At 75.2% G+C, this 18,173-nt stretch carries 18 protein-coding genes; 6 read left to right on the top strand and 12 right to left on the bottom strand.

The genetic code is table 11. From position 1 onward, the window contains the following. Nucleotides 1-2: 2 nt before the first annotated feature. From AC3WUG_RS14375 to AC3WUG_RS14345, 7 genes are all read right to left on the bottom strand, one after another. Nucleotides 3-1,256, bottom strand: coding sequence for an MFS transporter (locus tag AC3WUG_RS14375; protein WP_492328298.1), 1,254 nt, complete (start codon nt 1,254-1,256; stop codon nt 3-5). A gap of 130 nt (nt 1,257-1,386) precedes the next feature. Then, nucleotides 1,387-3,309: an ABC transporter ATP-binding protein gene (locus AC3WUG_RS14370; RefSeq protein WP_492328300.1), complete on the bottom strand. Its 1,923-nt coding sequence runs from the start codon at nt 3,307-3,309 to the stop codon at nt 1,387-1,389. 158 nt (nt 3,310-3,467) lie between these two features. After that, a complete protein-coding gene (locus tag AC3WUG_RS14365; RefSeq protein ID WP_492328297.1) occupies nt 3,468-5,201 on the bottom strand; it encodes an ABC transporter ATP-binding protein in 1,734 nt (577 codons plus the stop codon). 190 nt (nt 5,202-5,391) lie between these two features. Beyond that, nucleotides 5,392-6,147 carry a TetR/AcrR family transcriptional regulator gene (locus tag AC3WUG_RS14360; protein WP_492328296.1) on the bottom strand — a complete coding sequence of 252 codons (756 nt, stop codon included), beginning with the start codon at nt 6,145-6,147 and terminating at the stop codon, nt 5,392-5,394. 411 nt (nt 6,148-6,558) lie between these two features. Further along, nucleotides 6,559-7,782 (bottom strand): SPFH domain-containing protein, encoded by a 1,224-nt coding sequence (locus tag AC3WUG_RS14355; protein ID WP_492328295.1) that lies wholly within the window; start codon nt 7,780-7,782, stop codon nt 6,559-6,561. 73 nt (nt 7,783-7,855) lie between these two features. Beyond that, nucleotides 7,856-8,338, bottom strand: a complete 483-nt coding sequence (locus AC3WUG_RS14350) for an NfeD family protein (RefSeq protein ID WP_492328294.1) — start codon at nt 8,336-8,338, stop codon at nt 7,856-7,858. Between the two features lie 170 nt (nt 8,339-8,508). After that, on the bottom strand, nt 8,509-9,294 hold the full coding sequence (locus tag AC3WUG_RS14345; protein ID WP_492328293.1) for an ABC transporter ATP-binding protein: 786 nt from the start codon (nt 9,292-9,294) through the stop codon (nt 8,509-8,511). 55 nt (nt 9,295-9,349) lie between these two features. Here AC3WUG_RS14345 and AC3WUG_RS14340 point away from each other — a divergent pair, with 55 nt between their 5' ends. Then, the gene (locus tag AC3WUG_RS14340; protein ID WP_492328292.1) at nt 9,350-10,174 is read left to right on the top strand and encodes an Rv1486c family protein; all 825 of its coding nucleotides are present in this window, start codon (nt 9,350-9,352) and stop codon (nt 10,172-10,174) included. Between the two features lie 57 nt (nt 10,175-10,231). Here AC3WUG_RS14340 and glgA read toward each other — a convergent pair whose 3' ends face one another. After that, entirely contained in the window at nt 10,232-11,455 is a 1,224-nt protein-coding gene (gene glgA / locus AC3WUG_RS14335) for a glycogen synthase (RefSeq protein WP_492328291.1), read from the bottom strand. Nucleotides 11,456-11,525: 70 nt separating this feature from the next. Between glgA and AC3WUG_RS14330 the strand changes: the two genes are divergently transcribed. Further along, a complete protein-coding gene (locus AC3WUG_RS14330) occupies nt 11,526-12,767 on the top strand; it encodes a glucose-1-phosphate adenylyltransferase (RefSeq protein WP_492328290.1) in 1,242 nt (413 codons plus the stop codon). Nucleotides 12,768-12,828: 61 nt separating this feature from the next. Next, nucleotides 12,829-13,467, top strand: coding sequence for a phosphoserine phosphatase SerB (gene serB, locus AC3WUG_RS14325; protein WP_492328299.1), 639 nt, complete (start codon nt 12,829-12,831; stop codon nt 13,465-13,467). 162 nt (nt 13,468-13,629) lie between these two features. Here the strand turns inward: serB and AC3WUG_RS14320 are convergent, their stop codons facing one another. The 4 genes from AC3WUG_RS14320 to AC3WUG_RS14305 form a co-directional block, all read right to left on the bottom strand. Next, nucleotides 13,630-14,151 carry a SixA phosphatase family protein gene (locus tag AC3WUG_RS14320; RefSeq protein WP_492328289.1) on the bottom strand — a complete coding sequence of 174 codons (522 nt, stop codon included), beginning with the start codon at nt 14,149-14,151 and terminating at the stop codon, nt 13,630-13,632. Between the two features lie 19 nt (nt 14,152-14,170). Beyond that, a complete protein-coding gene (fabI, locus tag AC3WUG_RS14315; protein WP_147793710.1) occupies nt 14,171-14,938 on the bottom strand; it encodes an enoyl-ACP reductase FabI in 768 nt (255 codons plus the stop codon). A gap of 35 nt (nt 14,939-14,973) precedes the next feature. Then, nucleotides 14,974-15,708 (bottom strand): beta-ketoacyl-ACP reductase, encoded by a 735-nt coding sequence (locus tag AC3WUG_RS14310; RefSeq protein WP_492328288.1) that lies wholly within the window; start codon nt 15,706-15,708, stop codon nt 14,974-14,976. Between the two features lie 205 nt (nt 15,709-15,913). Continuing rightward, nucleotides 15,914-16,378 carry a GNAT family N-acetyltransferase gene (locus tag AC3WUG_RS14305; protein ID WP_492328287.1) on the bottom strand — a complete coding sequence of 155 codons (465 nt, stop codon included), beginning with the start codon at nt 16,376-16,378 and terminating at the stop codon, nt 15,914-15,916. A gap of 191 nt (nt 16,379-16,569) precedes the next feature. Between AC3WUG_RS14305 and AC3WUG_RS14300 the strand changes: the two genes are divergently transcribed. Genes AC3WUG_RS14300 through AC3WUG_RS14290 form a run of 3 tightly spaced genes read left to right on the top strand, consistent with a single transcriptional unit; the run spans nt 16,570 to nt 18,169 of the window. Further along, complete coding sequence (locus AC3WUG_RS14300; protein WP_492328286.1) at nt 16,570-17,001, top strand: DUF3099 domain-containing protein; 432 nt, start codon at nt 16,570-16,572, stop codon at nt 16,999-17,001. After that, nucleotides 16,998-17,300, top strand: a complete 303-nt coding sequence (locus tag AC3WUG_RS14295; RefSeq protein ID WP_492328285.1) for a hypothetical protein — start codon at nt 16,998-17,000, stop codon at nt 17,298-17,300. The genes AC3WUG_RS14300 and AC3WUG_RS14295 overlap by 4 nt, the downstream gene beginning before the upstream one ends. After that, entirely contained in the window at nt 17,297-18,169 is an 873-nt protein-coding gene (locus tag AC3WUG_RS14290; RefSeq protein WP_492328284.1) for an SURF1 family cytochrome oxidase biogenesis protein, read from the top strand. The genes AC3WUG_RS14295 and AC3WUG_RS14290 overlap by 4 nt, the downstream gene beginning before the upstream one ends. The last annotated feature ends 4 nt before the right edge of the window (nt 18,170-18,173 follow it).

Here is an 18,173-nt window from a genome sequence, read left to right as displayed (position 1 = left end):
GGTCAGGCCGCCCCGCCCGCCGGGGCCGGCACGCCCGGCCGCTCGCGCCGCCACGCGCGCCCGCCGGCCACCGCCGCCACCCCGCCGACCGCCGCCAGCACCGGCACCACCAGGAACGCGGTGTGCGAGCCCACGGAGTCCGCGAGCGCCCCGAGCAGGAACGGCGCGAGCCCCACGGCGACCCCGCCCCCGACGGTCGCCCGCGCCTGCGCCGCGTCGGTCGCGCCGCCCGAGGCGCCGAGCAGCAGCGCGATCCCCAGCGGGTACTGCGCGCCGTACCCGAGCCCCGCGAGGAACAGCCCCGCGAGGGCGACCGGCGCGCCCGTCGCCGTCCACAGCACGGTCCAGCCGGCGACCGCCACGGCGAACGAGGCGGCGAGCAGCCGGGCCGGCGACACGCGCAGCGACAGCGGCCCGACCACGAACCGGATCAGCGTCATCCCGGCGACGAGCCCCGCGGTCGTGGCCGTGGCGATCCCGGCGCCGGCGCCGGTGCGGTCCCGGACGAGGTCGGTCGCCCAGTAGGTGGTCGCGTTCTCGAGCGCCAGCGCCGCGACGATCGTCACGAGGAACCACCGCGACGCCAGCACCGCACGCCCGCTCCCGGCGGCGCCCGGCGGCGAGCCCGCCCGGTCCGCGCGCGCCCGCACGTCGACCTCGGGTCGCCCCAGCTCCCCGCCGGCGGGCAGCAGCCGCACGGCCACCGCCGTCGCCAGCGCCAGCGCCGCCGTCACCGCGACCGCGGGCCGCCAGCCCCAGCCCGCCGCGACGCACGCGCCGACCGCGAGCGGCCCCAGCAGACCGATCCCCGACCCGATGCCGTTGGCCTCGGTCACCGCCGCCGACGCCGCGCGCCGGTGGTGCAGCACGAGCCCCGCCTGCGCCGCGCTCACCGCGACGTTGCCGCCCACCGACACGACGACCATCGCCGACAGCGTGGCCGCCAGGGTCCAGCCGCTGATCAGCAGGCCGATCCCGGCGGCGATCAGCACGCCCGCAGCGACCAGCGCCGCCCGGCGCCCGAGCCGCCGCACGGCCCACGGCGTGAGGGCCGCCGCGAGCACCGCGCCGCCGGCCATCGCGGTGCCGTGCAGACCCGCCTGCGCGTTCGACACCCCGAGCTCGGCGGCGAGCAGCGGCACGCTCGGGTTGAACGAGTACAGCAGCCAGCCCCACGTGACGAACACGCCGTCGACGGTGAGGGTGAACCGGTCCCGGTGGAACCGCGGCGCCGGTGCCGGGGTCTGCGTCGTCACGCCGCGACCCTAGCGGCGCGGGCGCACCGCGGGCCGGGACCCCGCGCGGGCCGGGAGCTCGCGTGGAGCTCCCGGCCCGCGGCCCGACGGGGGCGCGGCGCCCGGCCACGGGGCCGCGCGGCGCCGCGCGTCAGTCCTGCACGGACACCGCCGCCGCGAACTGGCTCGCGTACAGCCGGGCGTACGCCCCGTCGGCGGCCAGCAGCTCGTCGTGCGACCCCTGCTCGACGATCGACCCGTGCTCCATCACGAGGATCACGTCCGCGTCCCGGATGGTCGACAGCCGGTGCGCGATGACGAACGACGTCCGCCCCGACCGCAGCGCGTTCATCGCCTGCTGCACGAGCACCTCGGTCCGGGTGTCGACGGAGGACGTCGCCTCGTCGAGCACCAGGATCGCCGGGTCGGCGAGGAACGCGCGGGCGATGGTGAGCAGCTGCTTCTCCCCCGCCGACAGGTTCGCCGCCTCGTCGTCGATCACCGTGTCGTAGCCGCCGGGCAGCGCGCGCACGAACTGGTCGACGTGCGTGGCCACCGCGGCCTCGACGAGCCGGTCCTCCGGCACGTCCTCGACGCCGTACGCGATGTTGTCCCGGATCGTGCCGCCGAACAGCCAGGTGTCCTGCAGCACCATGCCGACCCGCGAGCGCAGGTCGTCGCGCGTGAGCTCCCGGGTGTCGACGCCGTCGAGGGTGATCCGGCCGCCGTCGATCTCGTAGAACCGCATGAGCAGGTTGACCAGCGTGGTCTTGCCGGCGCCGGTGGGCCCGACGATCGCGACGGTCTGCCCGGGCTCGGCGACTAGGGACAGGCCGTCGATCAGCGGGGTCTCCGGCACGTACCGGAAGGACACGTCCTCGAACGCGACGCGCCCGCGCACCCGCTCCGGCAGCCGGGCCGGCCGCGCCGGGTCGGGCTCCTGCTCGTCGGAGTCGAGCAGCTCGAACACCCGCTCGGCGGAGGCGACGCCGGACTGCAGCAGGTTCATCATCGAGGCGATCTGCGTGATCGGCTGCGTGAACTGGCGGGAGTACTGGATGAACGCCTGCACGTCGCCGAGCGTCAGGGTCCCGGACGCGACCCGCAGGCCGCCGACCACCGCGACGATCACGTAGTTGAGGTTCGCGATGAACCCCATCGCCGGCTGGATGATCCCGGAGATGAACTGCGCCTTGAACGACGCGGTGTACAGCTCGTCGTTCTGGTCGTGGAACTCCTGCACCGCCTGGCGCTGCCGGCCGAACACCTTGACCAGCGCGTGCCCGGTGTACATCTCCTCGATGTGGGCGTTGAGCTTGCCGGTCCAGGTCCACTGCCCGATGAACTGCGGCTGGGACCGCTTGGCGATCGCCGCCGTCACCGCCACCGACAGCGGGATGGTCACGAGCGCGACCAGCGCCAGCACCGGCGAGATCCAGAACATCATCCCGAGCACGCCGACGACGGTCAGCACCGCGGTGATCAGCTGGGACAGCGTCTGCTGCAGCGTCTGGGCGACGTTGTCGATGTCGTTGGTGACCCGGCTCAGCACCTCGCCGCGGGGCTGCCCGTCGAAGTACTTCAGCGGCAGCCGGCCGAGCTTGGCCTCGACCCGCTCGCGGAGGCCGAACACCACGCGCTGCACGACGCCGGTGGTGATCCAGCCCTGCAGCCAGCCGAACAGCGCCGAGACGACGTAGATCGCGACGACGGCGAGCAGCAGGTTCCGCAGGCTGGTGAAGTCGATGCCCTGCCCCGGCACCACGTCCATGCCGCCGAGCATGTCGGCGAGCCGGTCCTGGCCCTGGGCGCGCAGGCCCTCGATCGCCTGCGCCTTGGTGACGCCCTCCGGCAGCTGCGCGCCGACGACGCCGTTGAAGATGACGTTGGTCGCGTTGCCGAGCACCTTCGGCCCGGTGACCGCGAGCGCCACCGAGAAGATCCCGAGCAGCAGCACCGCCGCGAGCTTCGGCCACTCGGGGCGCAGCACGCCGGCCAGCCGCTTCAGCGATGCCTTGAAGTTCAGGGACTTCTCCCCGGGCATGCCCATCCCCATGCCGGGGCCGGGCCCCATGCCGCGCCGGGGCACCCGCCGCGGGGTCTGGGCGGCCGGGGCCGCGGCGGCCGAGGCCTGGGCGGGCGGCTCGGTGGCGGTGTCGCGGGCGACGCCCGCCACGTCCCGGCTGTCGTCCGGGGTCGGGTCCGGGGTCCGGGTGGTCCGGTCCTGCGCGCTCACGCCGCCTCCTCCACGCTCAGCTGGGACAGGACGATCTCCTGGTAGGTGGCGCACGACGCCATCAGCTCGGCGTGCGTGCCGGTGCCGACGACCGCGCCCTCGTCCAGGACGACGATCCGGTCGGCGTCGCGGATCGTGGCGACGCGCTGGGCGACCACGACGACCGCCGACCGGCGGGTCTCCGGCACCAGTGCGGCCCGGAGCGCCGCGTCGGTGGCGAAGTCGAGCGCCGAGAACGAGTCGTCGAAGAGGTAGATCGCGGGCTTGCGGACCAGGGCCCGGGCGATCGCGAGCCGCTGCCGCTGCCCGCCCGACACGTTGGTCCCGCCCTGCGCGATCGGGGCGTCCAGGCCGCCGGGCATCTCGGCGACGAACGACCGCGCCTGCGCGACCTCCAGCGCGTGCCAGAGGTCCTCGTCGGTGGCGTCGGGGTTGCCGTACCGCAGGTTCGACGCGACGGTGCCGCTGAACAGGTAAGGCCGCTGGGGCACCAGACCGACCACCGACCACAGGTCCTCGGGGGCCAGGTCGCGCACGTCGACCCCGTCGACCGAGACCGTCCCCGCCGTCGCGTCGAACAGCCGCGGCACCAGGTTGACGAGCGTGGTCTTGCCCGAGCCGGTCGACCCGATGACGGCCGTCGTCTGCCCGGGCTCGGCGACCAGGTCGACGCCGTGCAGCACCGCGCGCTCGGCGCCCGGGTACCGGAACTCGACCCCCCGGAGCTCCAGGCGGCCCTGCGGGCGCTCGAGCCGGACCGGCTGCGCCGCCGGGACGACCGACGACTCGGTGTCGAGGACGGCCGTGATGCGCTCGGACGACACGACGGCGCGGGGCACCATCACGAACATCATCGTCGACATCATGACCGCCATCAGGATGTACATGATGTAGCTGAGGAACGCGGTCAGGGCGCCGATCTGCATGTCGCCGGCCTCGATCCGGCCCGCCCCGAACCACAGCACGCCCACGCTGGTGATGTTCATGATGAGCATGACCGTGGGGAACATCAGCGACATGAGCCGGCCCACGCGCAGCGAGGTGTCGAACAGCGCGTCGTTCGCCTCGGCGAACCGGGCGGCCTCGCGCCGCTCGCGCACGAACGCGCGGATCACCCGCAGGCCGGTGATCTGCTCGCGCATCACGCGGTTGATCGCGTCGATCCGCTTCTGCATCGTCCGGAAGTACGGCACCATCCGGCTGACGATCAGCCCGACCACGATGCCGAGCACCGGCACGACGACGAGCAGCAGCCCGGACAGGGCGACGTCCTCCTGCAGCGCGAGCACGACACCCCCGACCAGCATGATCGGGGCCATCAGCATGATCGTGAACGACAGCAGCGCGACCATCTGCACCTGCTGCACGTCGTTCGTGGTGCGGGTGATGAGCGACGGGGCGCCGAACTGGCCCATCTCCTGGGCGGAGAAGTCCTGCACGCGGGTGAACAGCCCCTCGCGCAGGTCCCGGCCGAAGGCCATCGCGACCCGGGCGCCGAAGTACACCGCGGCGATCGAGCAGGCGACCTGGAGCAGGCTGACGCCCAGCATCACGGCGCCGATCCGCATGATGTAGCCGGTGTCGCCCACGGCGACGCCCTTGTCGATGATGTCGGCGTTCAGGCTGGGCAGGTACAGCGTCGCGATGGTCTGCGCGAGCTGGAGCAGCAGCACGGCGACGACCTGGGGCCGGTAGGGCCTCAGGTAGTCCCGGAGCAGGCGGAGCAGCAAGGGATCTCCCGGGTGGGGACGGCGGCCGGGTGGGGACGGCGCGTCCGCGGCGGTGGCCGGCCGGGGCGGACGGGGTGCGGCGCCCGGCGGCGGGGCCGGGGTCGTGGCGGGCGGCCCCGGGGATCGAGCCGGGGCCTGGCGGCTGGGTCTGCTCCCCTGCGGGGGCGACGGTGGTCTCGGGGCGCGGGCCTCAGGTGCGGGCGGCGCCGTGCAGCAGCACGTCGACGAGCTCGGTGACCGGGACCCCGTCGTCGTCGGGCAGGACCGGCGGGCCCTGCCCCATCACCGCTGCGATCAGCAGGTGCGCGAGCCGCTCGGGCTCGATGCGCAGCTCGTCACGGTACGCCTCGACGCGCCGGACCACCGCCGCCCGCACCTCGGCGAGCGCGCGCAGCCGCGCGTCGCGGCCGGAGGGGCCGTGCAGCGGGAGGCGGTCGCCGGGGCGGTGCCCGGGGTGGTGGGCGCCGGGCGCGGCGTCGGCGTCGGCAGGCGCGGCGCCGGCGCGAGGAGCGGGGCCCGCGATCGGACGGCCGAGCGGGTCGACTCCGCGGGCGCCGCGCACGGCGGCGGCGCGGCGGCCCTCGTCGGACGCGAGGATCGCGTGCACCGCGAACATCACGCGGCGGACCCGCCGCCCGCGGGCGGCCATGACGTCGGCGAGCTGGGCGAGCTCCGCCGCGAGGTCCGGGGCCGGTGGCAGGTCGTCGATCTCCGCGACGCCGGCCGTCGGGTCGAGCGCGCGCTCGGCGGCGGCGGTCAGCAGCTCGACCTTGTCGTCGAACGCCCGGAACAGGGTGCCTTCCGCGACCCCGGCCGCCACGGCGATCTGCCGGGTCGACACCTGGGCGCCGTGGACCTCCAGCAGCGGGACCGTGGCGAGCGCGATGGCGGCGCGGCGCTCGTCGCGGCTCATCGGCCGCGCGCGTCCGGTCCGGGGCTCGTCCATGCCGCCGAGCGTAAGTGAGTGAGCGCTCACTCGTCCAGGCCGTTCGTCCCGGGCGAACGCCTGCGGCGCGGAGGCCCTGCCCCGGCACCAGGTCGGGGCGGTCGCCCGCCCGGTCCGCGAGTTCGGTACCTCCCCGGTCCGCGAGTTCGGTACCTCCCGCCGAGTTCGGCGCGTACGGCCACCGAACTCGGCGGGACCCACCGAACCCGACGCCCGACCGCCGTCGAGACCGGTGGCTCGCCCCGAGATCGGTGCTCCCAGCCACCGTTCTCGACGCGAACCACCGACCTCGGCACGTGCCCCCGCCGCCGCGCGACGACGCCCGCCGCACCCCGGAGGGTGCGGCGGGCGTCGGGTCGAGCGTGCGGCGCAGCGTGCAGCGTCCTGCGCGTCAGCGCGCGCGGCTCCGCCTCAGGGCGCCGGCGGCGTCGCCGGGCCCGGCTGCGCGGGCGGCTCGGGCTGGACCGGCGGGAGCTGGCCCTCGCCGGCGTCGCGCTGCTCGCGCCGCGTCCCGCCCGGCTGCGGCCGCTGCCCGGCCTCGGCGACCGGGTCGAACGGCCGGCCGCTGTAGGTGCCGGCGCTGGTGGCGTCGGCGGTGGCGGCCTCGGACTCGCGCCGCGCCTCGGCGAGCGCCTCCTTCGGGTCGGTCAGCGCGACCGGCGGCAGGTCGCCCGGCCCGAACGGGGACTCCCCCGCCGCCCGGCCCGACGGCGCGCCCTCCGGCGCCGCGCCGCCCGCGCCGCCGAACGCACCCGCGAAGCCCTGCGTGAACTGGCCGAGCATGCCGGTCAGCTCGGACGGCACGATCCACACCTTGTTGGCCGGCGTCGCCGCGAGCTTCGGCAGCGCCTGCAGGTACTGGTAGGCCAGCAGCTTGGGGTCGGCGTCGCCGCGGTGCACGGCGTCGAACACCTGGAGGATCGCGCGGGACTCGCCCTCGGCGGTGAGGATCGCGGACTGCGCGGCGCCCTCGGCGCGGAGGATCGCGGCCTGCTTCTCACCCTCGGCGGTGAGGATCTGGGACTGCTTGACGCCCTCGGCGGTGAGGATCGCGGCGCGGCGGTCGCGCTCGGCGCGCATCTGCTGCTCCATCGCGCCCTGCACGGAGGCGGGCGGGTCGATGCTCTTGAGCTCGACGCGGTTGACGCGGATGCCCCACTTGCCGGTCGCCTCGTCGAGGACCCCGCGGAGCTGGCCGTTGATCTGGTCGCGGCTGGTGAGCGTCTGCTCGAGGTCCATCGAGCCGATGACGTTGCGGAGCGTGGTCACGGTCAGCTGCTCGATGCCGGTGATGTAGTTCGCGATCTCGTAGACCGCGGACTTGGGCTCGGTCACCTGGAAGTAGATGACGGTGTCGATGCTCACGACGAGGTTGTCGGAGGTGATCACGGGCTGCGGCGGGAAGGACACCACCTGCTCGCGCAGGTCGACCCCCGCCCGGACCCGGTCGATGAACGGGATGATCAGGTGCAGGCCCGCGTCCAGGGTGCGGTGGTACCGCCCCAGCCGCTCGACGAGCAGCGCGACGGTCTGCGGGACGACCCGCACCGCCCGCGCCAGGGTCACCACGACGAAGATCACGAGGATGGCGAGGAGCGCCCACCCCACGATCGTGCCGATGCTCGGGTCGTCCACTGCGTCTCCTCCCAGCCGCGGCCCGGGTGGGGCCGCACGTGCGCGGCGGCGACCGGTCGGCCGCCGCCGTCCGTCAGATGCCCGCCGGGGCCTCGGGCGCGCCGGAGCCGTCGGTCGCGGGCCGGTCGCCGACGGCCTCGACGACCGCGGTGGCCCCGTCGATCCGCGCGACGCGGACCTCGGTGCCGGCGTCGAACGAGGTGCCCACGACGAGCGAGCGCGCGGACCAGACCTCGCCGCCGAGCTTCACGCGGCCGCCCGAGGCGTCGGTCGGCGCGACGACCACGGCGGGCCGCCCGACCAGCGCGGCCGAGTTGGTCTCGACCAGCTGGGTGCGCTCACGCAGCCGGTGCAGCAGGAACGGCCGCAGCGCGAACAGCAGCAGCAGCGCGGCGGCCGCGGCCACGATGATCTGGACCGCCAGCGGCGCGTCGAGGGCCGCGGCGAGCGCGCCGGCGAGGGCGCCGCCCGCGAGCATGAGGAAGATCAGGTCCAGCGAGAACATCTCGGCGACGCCCAGCAGCAGCGCGCCGCCCAGCCACCACAGCCAGTCCATCGTCGGCCCCTCTCAGCCCGGGTGCCCGGGACCGGGCACCATCGTCCGTCACCTCACGTGCGGGCGACCGCCGAGCGGCCGCTCACCACCGATCCTAGACGATCCCTTGACCGACCTGTGAGGAAATCCGGGCGCCTCTCGACCGACCGGAGGAACCAGGATGAACCGGGTCAGCGCCGCCCGCGAGCCGTCCACCGGTCGCCGGACCGCTCGACCTCGAGCGGCGTGCCGAACGCCCCGGTGAGGTTCTCGGACGTGAGGACCTCGTCGACCGGCCCGGCCGCGTGCACCTTGCCGTCGGCCAGCAGCAGCAGGTGGGTGAAGCCCGGCGGGATCTCCTCGACGTGGTGCGTGACCAGCACGAGCGCCGGCGACCGGCGGTCGGCCGCCAGCTCGGCCAGCGCCGCGACCAGCTCCTCGCGGCCGCCCAGGTCGAGGCCCGCGGCCGGCTCGTCGAGCAGCAGCAGCTCCGGGTCGCTCATCAGCGCGCGGGCGATCTGCACCCGCTTGCGCTCGCCCTCGCTGAGGGTGCCGTAGAACCGGTCGGCGAACCGCTCGACGCCGAAGGCGGCCATGAGGTCGGCGGCCCGCGACTCGTCGACGGCCTCGTACGCCTCGCGCCAGCGGCCCGTCACGCCGTAGGCCGCGGTGAGCACGACGTCCTTGACGACCTCGCCGCCCGGGATGCGCTCCGCGAGCGCCGCGCTCGCCAGGCCGATGCGCGGGCGCAGCTCGAACACGTCGACCCGGCCGAGCCGCGAGCCCAGCAGGTCGGCGGTGCCGGAGGTGGGGTGCATGCGACCGGAGGCCACCTGGAGCACCGTCGTCTTGCCGGCGCCGTTGCGGCCCAGCACCACCCAGCGCTCGCCCTCGCGGACCGTCCAGGACAGCCCGTCGAGGATCGTCGTGGTGCCGCGGCGGATGGTCACGTCCTGCAGGTCGAGCACGTCGGTCATGGACACCAGACCCTAGCCGCCCGGAGCGGCCCGGACGTGGACGTACGTTGGTGGCGTGGACCGCACCGCCCTCGCCCTGCCCCGCTCCGTGCGCCTCGCCCTCTGGCTCGACCAGGCGGGCTCCGGCGCGGACCCCGTCCAGCGCACGCTCGTCGCCGTCCAGGGCGACGACGAGCCGCACCGCGTCGTCGTCCCGGGTGCCGACGTGCCCGGGCTGGACGACGGCGCGCGCGGCTCGGCGACCCTGGCGGACCTCGTGGCGGCCTGGGCGAGCGGGCCGCGCGTGGTCGCCGCGGTGCTCCCGGCGCCGGGCGACCCCGCGGGCGCCCCGGCGTCGGTCGCGGGGGCGGCGCAGGAGGCGGGCGAGGCCGTGCTGGTGAGCACCCCCGACGGGGACTACGCCGCGGTGCCGCGGGTGGAGGTGTTCGGCAGCGTCTACGAGGCGGGGCACCTCGTGACGTGGGCGGTGCACCCGGTCGCGCCGTGGCGGAACGCGCTCGTGGGGCACGTCGGGACGCTCGCCGAGGCGGACCGCGAGCTGACCACGGCGCTCACCCGCGCGACCGAGGCGCTGACCTCCCTCGACGTCGCGCGCTGGCGGCCCGACGCCGCGGAGCGGATCGCCGCGCTGCGCGACACCCCCGACGCGCGGGGCGTGCTCCCGCGCGGGCTCGACCCCCGCCGGGTGCGGGTCATCGGCTCGGCGCTGCGGCTGCGCGCGATCGTCGACATCGCGGCGGCCGACGACGGCGCGGCGGTGAACCTGTGGCAGGCCGACCAGCGCACGTCGGCGCTGCGGGACGTCGACCGGGCGGCGCGCCGCGCGCTGGCGGTCGCGACCCACCCGGCGCACGACGCCCCGGACCCGCGCCGGCCCTGACCGCGGCGCCGCCGGGGTCGCCGCGCCGGGCCCGGTCGGGTGCGCCGACCTCGCGGCTCAGCCCAGGACGGAGCGGTACACCTCGAGCGTGCGGTCGGCGATCGCGTCCCAGGAGAAGTGGTCCTCGACCCGCTGCCGCGCGGCGACGCCCCAGGCGCGGGCGCGGTCCGCGTCGCCGACGGCCTCGGCCAGGGCCGCGCCCAGGTCGGCCACGAAACGGTCGGGGTCCACGGGCGTCCCGGTGCCGTCCTGCACCTGCTCGATCGGCACCAGCCACCCCGTCGCCCCGGCGTCCACGACCTCCGGGATGCCCCCGGTCGCGGTCCCGACCACCGGCAGCCCGACGGCCATGGCCTCGAGGTTGACGATGCCGAGCGGCTCGTAGACGGACGGGCAGGCGAACACGGTCCCGGTCGCGAGCACGGCCACCAGCTCGTCGCGCGGCAGCATCCGGTCGATCCACACCACGCCGTCGCGCCTCGCCCGCAGCTGCTCGACCAGCCCGGTCACCTCGGCGAGGATCTCGGGCGTGTCCGGCGCCCCCGCGCACAGCACGAGCTGCACCTCGGGCGGCAGCTGCTCGGCGGCCCGCAGCAGGTACGGCAGGCCCTTCTGCCGGGTGATCCGCCCGACGAACACCACGGCCGGCCGGTCCGGGTCGATCCCGTTGGCGCGCGCGACGTCGCGCGCGGTCGCCCACTCCTCGTCGCCCTCCGGCCGGCGCCAGCCCGCGAGGTCGATGCCGTTGTGCACGACGCGGACCCTCTCCGGGTCGATCGCCGGGTAGCAGCGCAGGATGTCCGCGCGCATGCCCGCGCTCACCGCGATCACCGCGGCGGCCGACTCGAACGCGGTCTTCTCGGCCCAGGACGACAGCGCGTAGCCGCCGCCGAGCTGCTCGGCCTTCCACGGGCGCAGCGGCTCCAGGCTGTGCGCCGACACCACGTGCGGCACGCCGTGCAGCAGCGAGGCGAGGTGGCCCGCGAGGTTGGCGTACCAGGTGTGCGAGTGCACCAGGTCGGTGGCCGGCCCGTCGCCGCGCCGCCCCACGCCGTCGACGATCGCCAGGTCCACCCCGAAGGTGGCGAGCGCCGCGTTGGCGTCACCGAGCGGGGCGGGCACGTCGTAGCCCGTCACGCCGGGCTCGTCGCGGGCGCCGTCGAAGCAGTGCACCCGCACGTCGACGCTGCGTCGCAGCACCGCGGCGAGCTCCGCCACGTGGACGCCGGCGCCCCCGTAGACGTGGGGCGGGTACTCCCGGGTCAGCAGGTCGACTCTCACGCGCGACACGCTAGCGCGGAACGGGAAGTTCGCCTCGCCGAGACGCAGGTGGTGGCACTACGGTCGGCACATGGCAGCGCCGCGCATCCTGGCAATCGTCCTCGCAGGTGGAGAGGGCAAGCGGCTCATGCCGCTGACCGCCGCCCGCGCCAAGCCCGCCGTCCCGTTCGGGGGCATCTACCGCCTGGTCGACTTCGCCCTGTCGAACCTCGTGAACTCGAGGTACCTGCACATCGTCGTGCTGACGCAGTACAAGTCGCACAGCCTCGACCGGCACGTGTCGAAGACCTGGCGCATGTCCACCCTGCTGGGCAACTACGTCTCCCCCGTGCCCGCGCAGCAGCGGGTCGGCAAGCACTGGTACCTCGGCAGCGCCGACGCGATCTACCAGTGCCTCAACATCCTGGACGACGAGCGGCCCGACATCGTCGTCGTGGTCGGCGCCGACCACGTGTACCGCATGGACTTCTCGCAGATGGTCGACCAGCACATCGCGACCGGCGCCGAGATGACGGTGGCCGGCATCCGGCAGCCGATCGCGATGGCCGACCAGTTCGGCGTCATCGAGACCGCGGCCGACGACCCGACGAAGATCACCGCGTTCCGGGAGAAGCCGTCCGACCCGGTCGGCCTGCCGGACTCGCCCGGGGAGATCCTCGCGTCGATGGGCAACTACGTCGTCAACACCGACGCGCTGATCCGCGCGGTCACCGAGGACGCCGAGAACCCGAACAGCCGGCACGACATGGGCGGCGACCTCGTCCCCGCCTTCGTGGAGCGCGGCACCGCGGCGGTCTACGACTTCATCAACAACGACGTCCCCGGGTCGACCGACCGGGACCGCCAGTACTGGCGCGACGTCGGGACCCTGGACTCGTACTACGACGCGAACCAGGACCTCATCTCGATCGAGCCGGTGTTCAACCTCTACAACGACGCCTGGCCCGTCTACACGGGCTACACCGGGCTGCCGCCGGCCAAGTTCGTGCACGCCGGCGCCGGGCGCCTGGGCCACGCGGCGGACTCCATCGTGTCCCCCGGCGTCATCGTCTCCGGGGCGACCGTGTCGGGCTCGGTGCTGTCGCCGGGCGTGTACCTGCACTCCTGGGCGCAGGTCACCGACTCGGTGCTCATGGACGGCGTCATCGTCAACCGGTACGCCCAGGTGCACCGCGCGATCCTCGACAAGAACGTCGTGGTGCACGAGCGGGCGCGGGTGGGCATCGACCGGGAGCACGACCTCGAGCGCGGGTTCACCGTGACGGAGTCGGGCATCACGGTCGTGCCGAAGGGCGCCGTCATCGAGCTGTGACCGCGGGCGTGGACGCGCCCCGCACGGTCGGGACGCGTCCCGCTAGCCTGCCCGGGTGAGCCTGCCGCGACCCACCCGCCTCGTCGTCATGGACGTCGACTCGACGCTCATCACCCAGGAGGTCGTCGAGCTCCTGGCCGAGCACGCCGGCTCCCGCGCGGAGGTCGCCGACATCACCGAGCGCGCGATGCGCGGCGAGCTCGACTTCACGGAGTCGCTGCGCGCGCGGGTCGCGACGCTCGCCGGGCTGCCGGTGTCGGTGTTCGACGCGGTGCTGGCCGAGGTCGTCGTGACGCCCGGGGCGGTCGAGCTGCTCGCGGAGCTGGACCGGCGCGGCTGGCCGGTCGGGCTGGTGTCCGGCGGGTTCGTCGAGGTCGTCGCGCCGCTCGCCGGCCGGCTGGGCATCCCCCGGTTCCACGCGAACGCCCTCGAGGTCGAGCACGGCGCTCTGACGGGCCGGGTGGCGGGCGAGGTCGTGGACCGCGCCGTGAAGGCCCGGACGCTGCGCGAGTTCGCCGCCGAGGTCGGCGTGCCGCTGGAGCGCACGGTCGCGATCGGCGACGGCGCGAACGACCTCGACATGCTGGCCGCCGCGGGGTTCGGGATCGCGTTCAACGCGAAGCCGGTCGTGTGCGCGCAGGCGGACGCGGAAGTCCGCGACCGGCTGGACGCCGTGCTGGACCTGCCCCCGTTCGCCTGAGCCCGCGCGGGGCGGCACCCGCGCGTGAGGTCGTCACAAGCGGATGAGGTCGTCACAAGCGCGTGAGGTCGTCACTCAGGAGTGACGACCTCACCCCGTTGTGACGACCTCACCGGACGGCGCAGGCGCCCGGGGCGGACGCCGGGCATGAGCCCGGCGGGGTCAGGCCGGGTCGACGACCCGCAGCAGGCGCGCGGCGTCCGGCTCCAGGTCGGCCCACGCCGTCGGCACCTCGAGCACCGAGTACGACGCGGTCGGCACCCCGACCCGCACCCGCGCGAGCGCGGCGTCGTCCGACCCCGGTCCCGCGAGCGCGGCGGCGGTCTGCGAGACGGTGGGCTCGTGGCCGACGACCAGCACCGTGCCGGCCGACTCGTCGAGCTCGCGCAGCAGGCCGAGCAGCTGCCGGATGCCGGCGGCGTAGACGTCGTCGGACAGCCGGGCGGTCTCCGCCGGCACCTCGAGGCCGGCGCGGACCAGGTCCCAGGTCTGCCGGGTGCGCAGCGCCGAGGACACCAGCGCGAGGTCGGGCACCAGCCCGGCCGCCCGCAGCCCCGTGCCGACCTCGGTGGCCTGCTTGCGCCCGGCGAGCGCGAGGGGACGGAGCTGGTCGTCGAGGGAGCCCGGGTGCTCCGCCTTCGCGTGGCGGAGCAGGACGAGCTGGTGCGCGGAGCCGTGGTTCACGCGCACCAGCGTCCCACGACTACTGGCCCATGGCGTGCACGCCGCCGTCGACGTGCACCATCTCCCCCGTCGTCTTCGGGAACCAGTCGGACAGCAGGGCGGCCACGGCGCGGGCGGTCGGCTCCGGGTCGTGCACGTCCCAGCCGAGCGGCGCGCGGCCGTCCCAGCCGCCCTCCATCGACTCGAAGCCCGGGATCGACTTCGCGGCGGTGGTGCGGATCGGGCCGGCGGACACCACGTTGACCCGGATGCCCTGCGGGCCGAGGTCGCGGGCCAGGTAGCGGGAGGTCGACTCGAACGCCGCCTTCGCGACGCCCATCCAGTCGTAGACCGGCCAGGCGAACCGCGCGTCGAACGTGAGGCCGACGATCGAGCCGCCGCCGGTCAGCAGCGGCTGCGTGGCCGTGGCCAGCGACTTCAGCGAGAACGCGGACACCTCGAGCGCGGTGGCGACGTCGGCCCACTCCGCGGCCAGGAAGTTGCCGCCCATGACGGACTGCGGCGCGAAGCCGATCGAGTGCACGACCCCGTCGAGGTGGTCGACGTGCTCGCGGACGCGCTCCGGCAGGGCGGCCAGGTCGTCGGCGTCGGTGACGTCGAGCTGCACGACCGGCGCCTCCTTCGGCAGCCGGCGGGCGATCGCCTGGGTCAGGCGGAACTGGCGGCCGAACGAGCTCAGCACGACCTCGGCGCCCTCCTCCTGCGCGAGCCGCGCCACGTGGAAGGCGATGGAGCCGTCGGTGAGGACGCCGGTGACGAGGAGCTTCTTGCCGTCGAGGAGGCCCATGGAGTTTCCGATCGTTCGAGGGTGCGGGGAGGAGGTCAGTGGCCCATGCCGAGGCCGCCGTCGACCGGCAGCACGGCGCCGGAGATGTACCCGGCGGCGGGCGAGGCGAGGAACTCGACGGCGGCGGCGATCTCGTCGACCGCGCCGAACCGGCCCGCGGGGATGGACGACAGGTAGGCGTCCTGGCGGTCCTGCGGCAGCTCCGCGGTCATCTGGGTCTCGATGAACCCGGGGGCGACGACGTTCGCGGTGATGCCGCGGCCGCCGAGCTCCCGCGTCACCGAGCGGGCCATGCCGATCAGGCCGGCCTTCGTGGCGGTGTAGTTCACCTGGCCGGCGTTGCCGTACAGCCCGACGACCGAGCCGATCATCACGATGCGCCCGCGGCGCAGCCGGATCATGCCCTTCGACGCGCGGCGCACGCACCGGAACACGCCGGTGAGGTTGACGTCGAGCACCTGCTGGAAGTCGTCGTCGGACATCCGCATGAGCAGGCCGTCGCGGGTCACGCCGGCGTTCGCCACCAGGACCTCGACGGGACCGTGCTGGGCCTCGATCTCGGCGAACGCGGCGTCGACGGACGCGGTGTCGGTGACGTCGCCGGTCAGCGCCAGGACGCCGTCGGGGGCGCCGCCGCTGCGGACGATGGTCGCGACCTTGTCACCGTTCGCGACGAACCGCTCGGCGATCGCGCGGCCGATGCCGCGGTTGGCCCCGGTCACGAGCACGCTGCGCGGCTCCGGGCTGCTGGGCTGGGAGTTCTCGGACACGGAAGTCGACGCTATCCGACGGCTCCCGGGCGACGGTGCACCGCCGCGGCACAGGATGGCGGGCCGGCGTTGTCCGGTTCGCACAATCCGCGGGTCCGTCGCAGCGGGCGGCACCTCCCGACAGTGGAAGGTTGTGACGGACACGCCGTCGGTGTGTCCGTCACAACCTTCCACTCTCGACGTGGGTGGCTGGGCGGACGGCCGGTCAGAGTGGGCGGCGCATCCGGTAGTTGGTCAGGGTCACGCCTCGACGGACCGGGTGCTGCTCCGCGACCACCTCGAAGCCGTGCGCCTCGAAGAACGGACGGGCCGTGATGCTCGCGTGCGTGGTCAGCTCGGTGGCGCCGTCCGCGGACGCCGTGCGGACCGCCCAGTCGAGCAGCGCCCGGGCCACCCCCTGCCGGGCGGCGTCCGGGTCGACGAACAGCATGTCGACGTAGCCGGCCGCGTCCACGTCGGTGAACCCGACGACCGCACCGTCCCGCACGGCGACCCGGGTGCGCGCCGCGGCCCGGCGGGCGGCCCAGGCGTCCGGGTCGATGTCCTCGGGCGCCCACGCGGCGACCTGCTCCGGGGTGTAGTCGCGGGCCGCGGTGACGGTGATCGCGCGCCGGAACACGGCGAGCGTCGCAGCGGCGTCGTCGGAGGTGTGGTCGCGGAGCCGGAGCATTCCCCGGACGGTAGCCCACCCGCGGTGCGCGGCGGAGCACGTCGCGGGCGTGGTCGCGGACGCGGTGGGGGGCGACGACCTGCGCCCGGCGGTGCACGCGTTCCTGCAGGGCGTCGCCCGCCGCCTGTGAGCAGGCTGAGACGTCGGCACCACCGGACGAGCCGGACGCCCAGGGGCGCCTACGATCAGGTGTGAGCAGGCGGACCCCACCACCGGCGCAGAGCATCACCAGCGCCCCCGAGCCCCTCGGCGCCGACCAGGCGCGCCGGGCTCGCCGCTACCTGATCCAGATGGGGATCCGGGTGGTGTGCTTCGTCGTCGCCGTGCTCACCTGGTCCCGCGTCCCGCTCTGGGTGAGCCTCGTGCTCATCGTCGGGGCCGTCGTGCTGCCGTACATCGCGGTGCTGTTCGCCAACGCCGGCCGCGAGCGCCGCGACGACGCGCCCCCCGGGTACGTGCCGCACCTGCTCGACGCGGCGCCGGCCGCGCGGCCCGTGGCCCCCGCTCCCCCGGAGCCCGCCCCGGCGGACGAGCCGGCGGACGAGCCGCGGCGCACCGGCGACCGGCCCGCCGAGCAGGACGGCCCCGCGGACGACGACGACACCCCCGGAGGCTCCCGATGACCGCGCCCACCCCCGACGCCGTCGGCGAGGACCTCGTGTGCAGCGCCCGCGGCTGCCGCGCGGACGCGTCCTGGGGCGTGCTCTGGAACAACCCGCGCCTGCACACCCCGGAGCGCCGCAAGGTGTGGCTGGCGTGCGACGAGCACCGGAAGCACCTGGAGGAGTACCTCCGGGTGCGCGCCTTCTACGCCGACACGGTGCCGGTCGCGGACCTGCCGCGGATCGAGCTCGGCGAGCGCCCGGGGCTGCCCGGCCTCCCGGGGCTCGGCGGCCTGCCCGGGGCCCCGGGGTCGCGATGAGGCTGCTGCACGGCAACCCCGCGGCCCGGCGCGCCGTCGGGCTGGTCCTGCTCGCCGTGGTCGTGTCGGTCGCGTGCGTGTTCCTGGGCCGCTGGCAGTGGCACCGGCACGTCGCCCGGGACGCCGCCATCCGGCTGGTCGAGCAGAACTACTCGGCCGACCCGGTGCCGCTCGGCACGCTGCTGCCGGAGCCCGGCGCGAAGCTCGACCCGGGCGACGTCTGGCGGCAGGCGACGGTCACCGGCACCTACGACGCCGACGCCGCGGTCCTGCTGCGCAACCGCCCCGTGAACAGCCAGCCCGGCTTCCACGTCCTCGTGCCGCTGGTGCAGGCGGACGGGTCGGTGCTCGTCGTCGACCGCGGGTGGGTGGCCTGGGACGACGACGCGAGCGGCGAGGTCGCCGTGCCGGCCCCGCCGTCCGGCGAGGTCGAGGTCACCGTGCACCTGCGCCGCGACGAGGCCGCCGACCCGCGGTCCGCGCCGGCCGGGCAGGTGCAGGCGATCAACGTGGGCCAGGTGCTGGCGGCCGGCGGCTCGGACGCCGCGTCCTACGGCGGGTACGGCGGGCTGGTCGACGAGACGCCCGCGCCGGCGGTCGCGCTGGGACGGCTCCCCGCGCCGAGCACCGACCCCGGGTCGCACCTGTCGTACGCGTTCCAGTGGTGGACGTTCTCGGTGGGGTCGCTGGCGGCCTTCGGCTGGCTCGCGCGCCGCGAGCTGCTCGAGGGCGCGGAGGCGGCGTCCGGCGGCGACGCGCCCGACGGCGACGGCACGCCGCGCCCCGCGCGCCCGGCGCCCGCGTCGCGCCGCCGGCGCACCTCGGACGAGGAGACCGAGGACGCCCTGATCGACTCCCAGCTCGGCTGACCGC

The organism is Cellulomonas sp. EB106-03-03-XG116, assembly GCF_058792015.1.
Note: the sequence above shows the minus strand (reverse complement) of the source record. Positions and strands in the feature narration are given on the sequence as shown.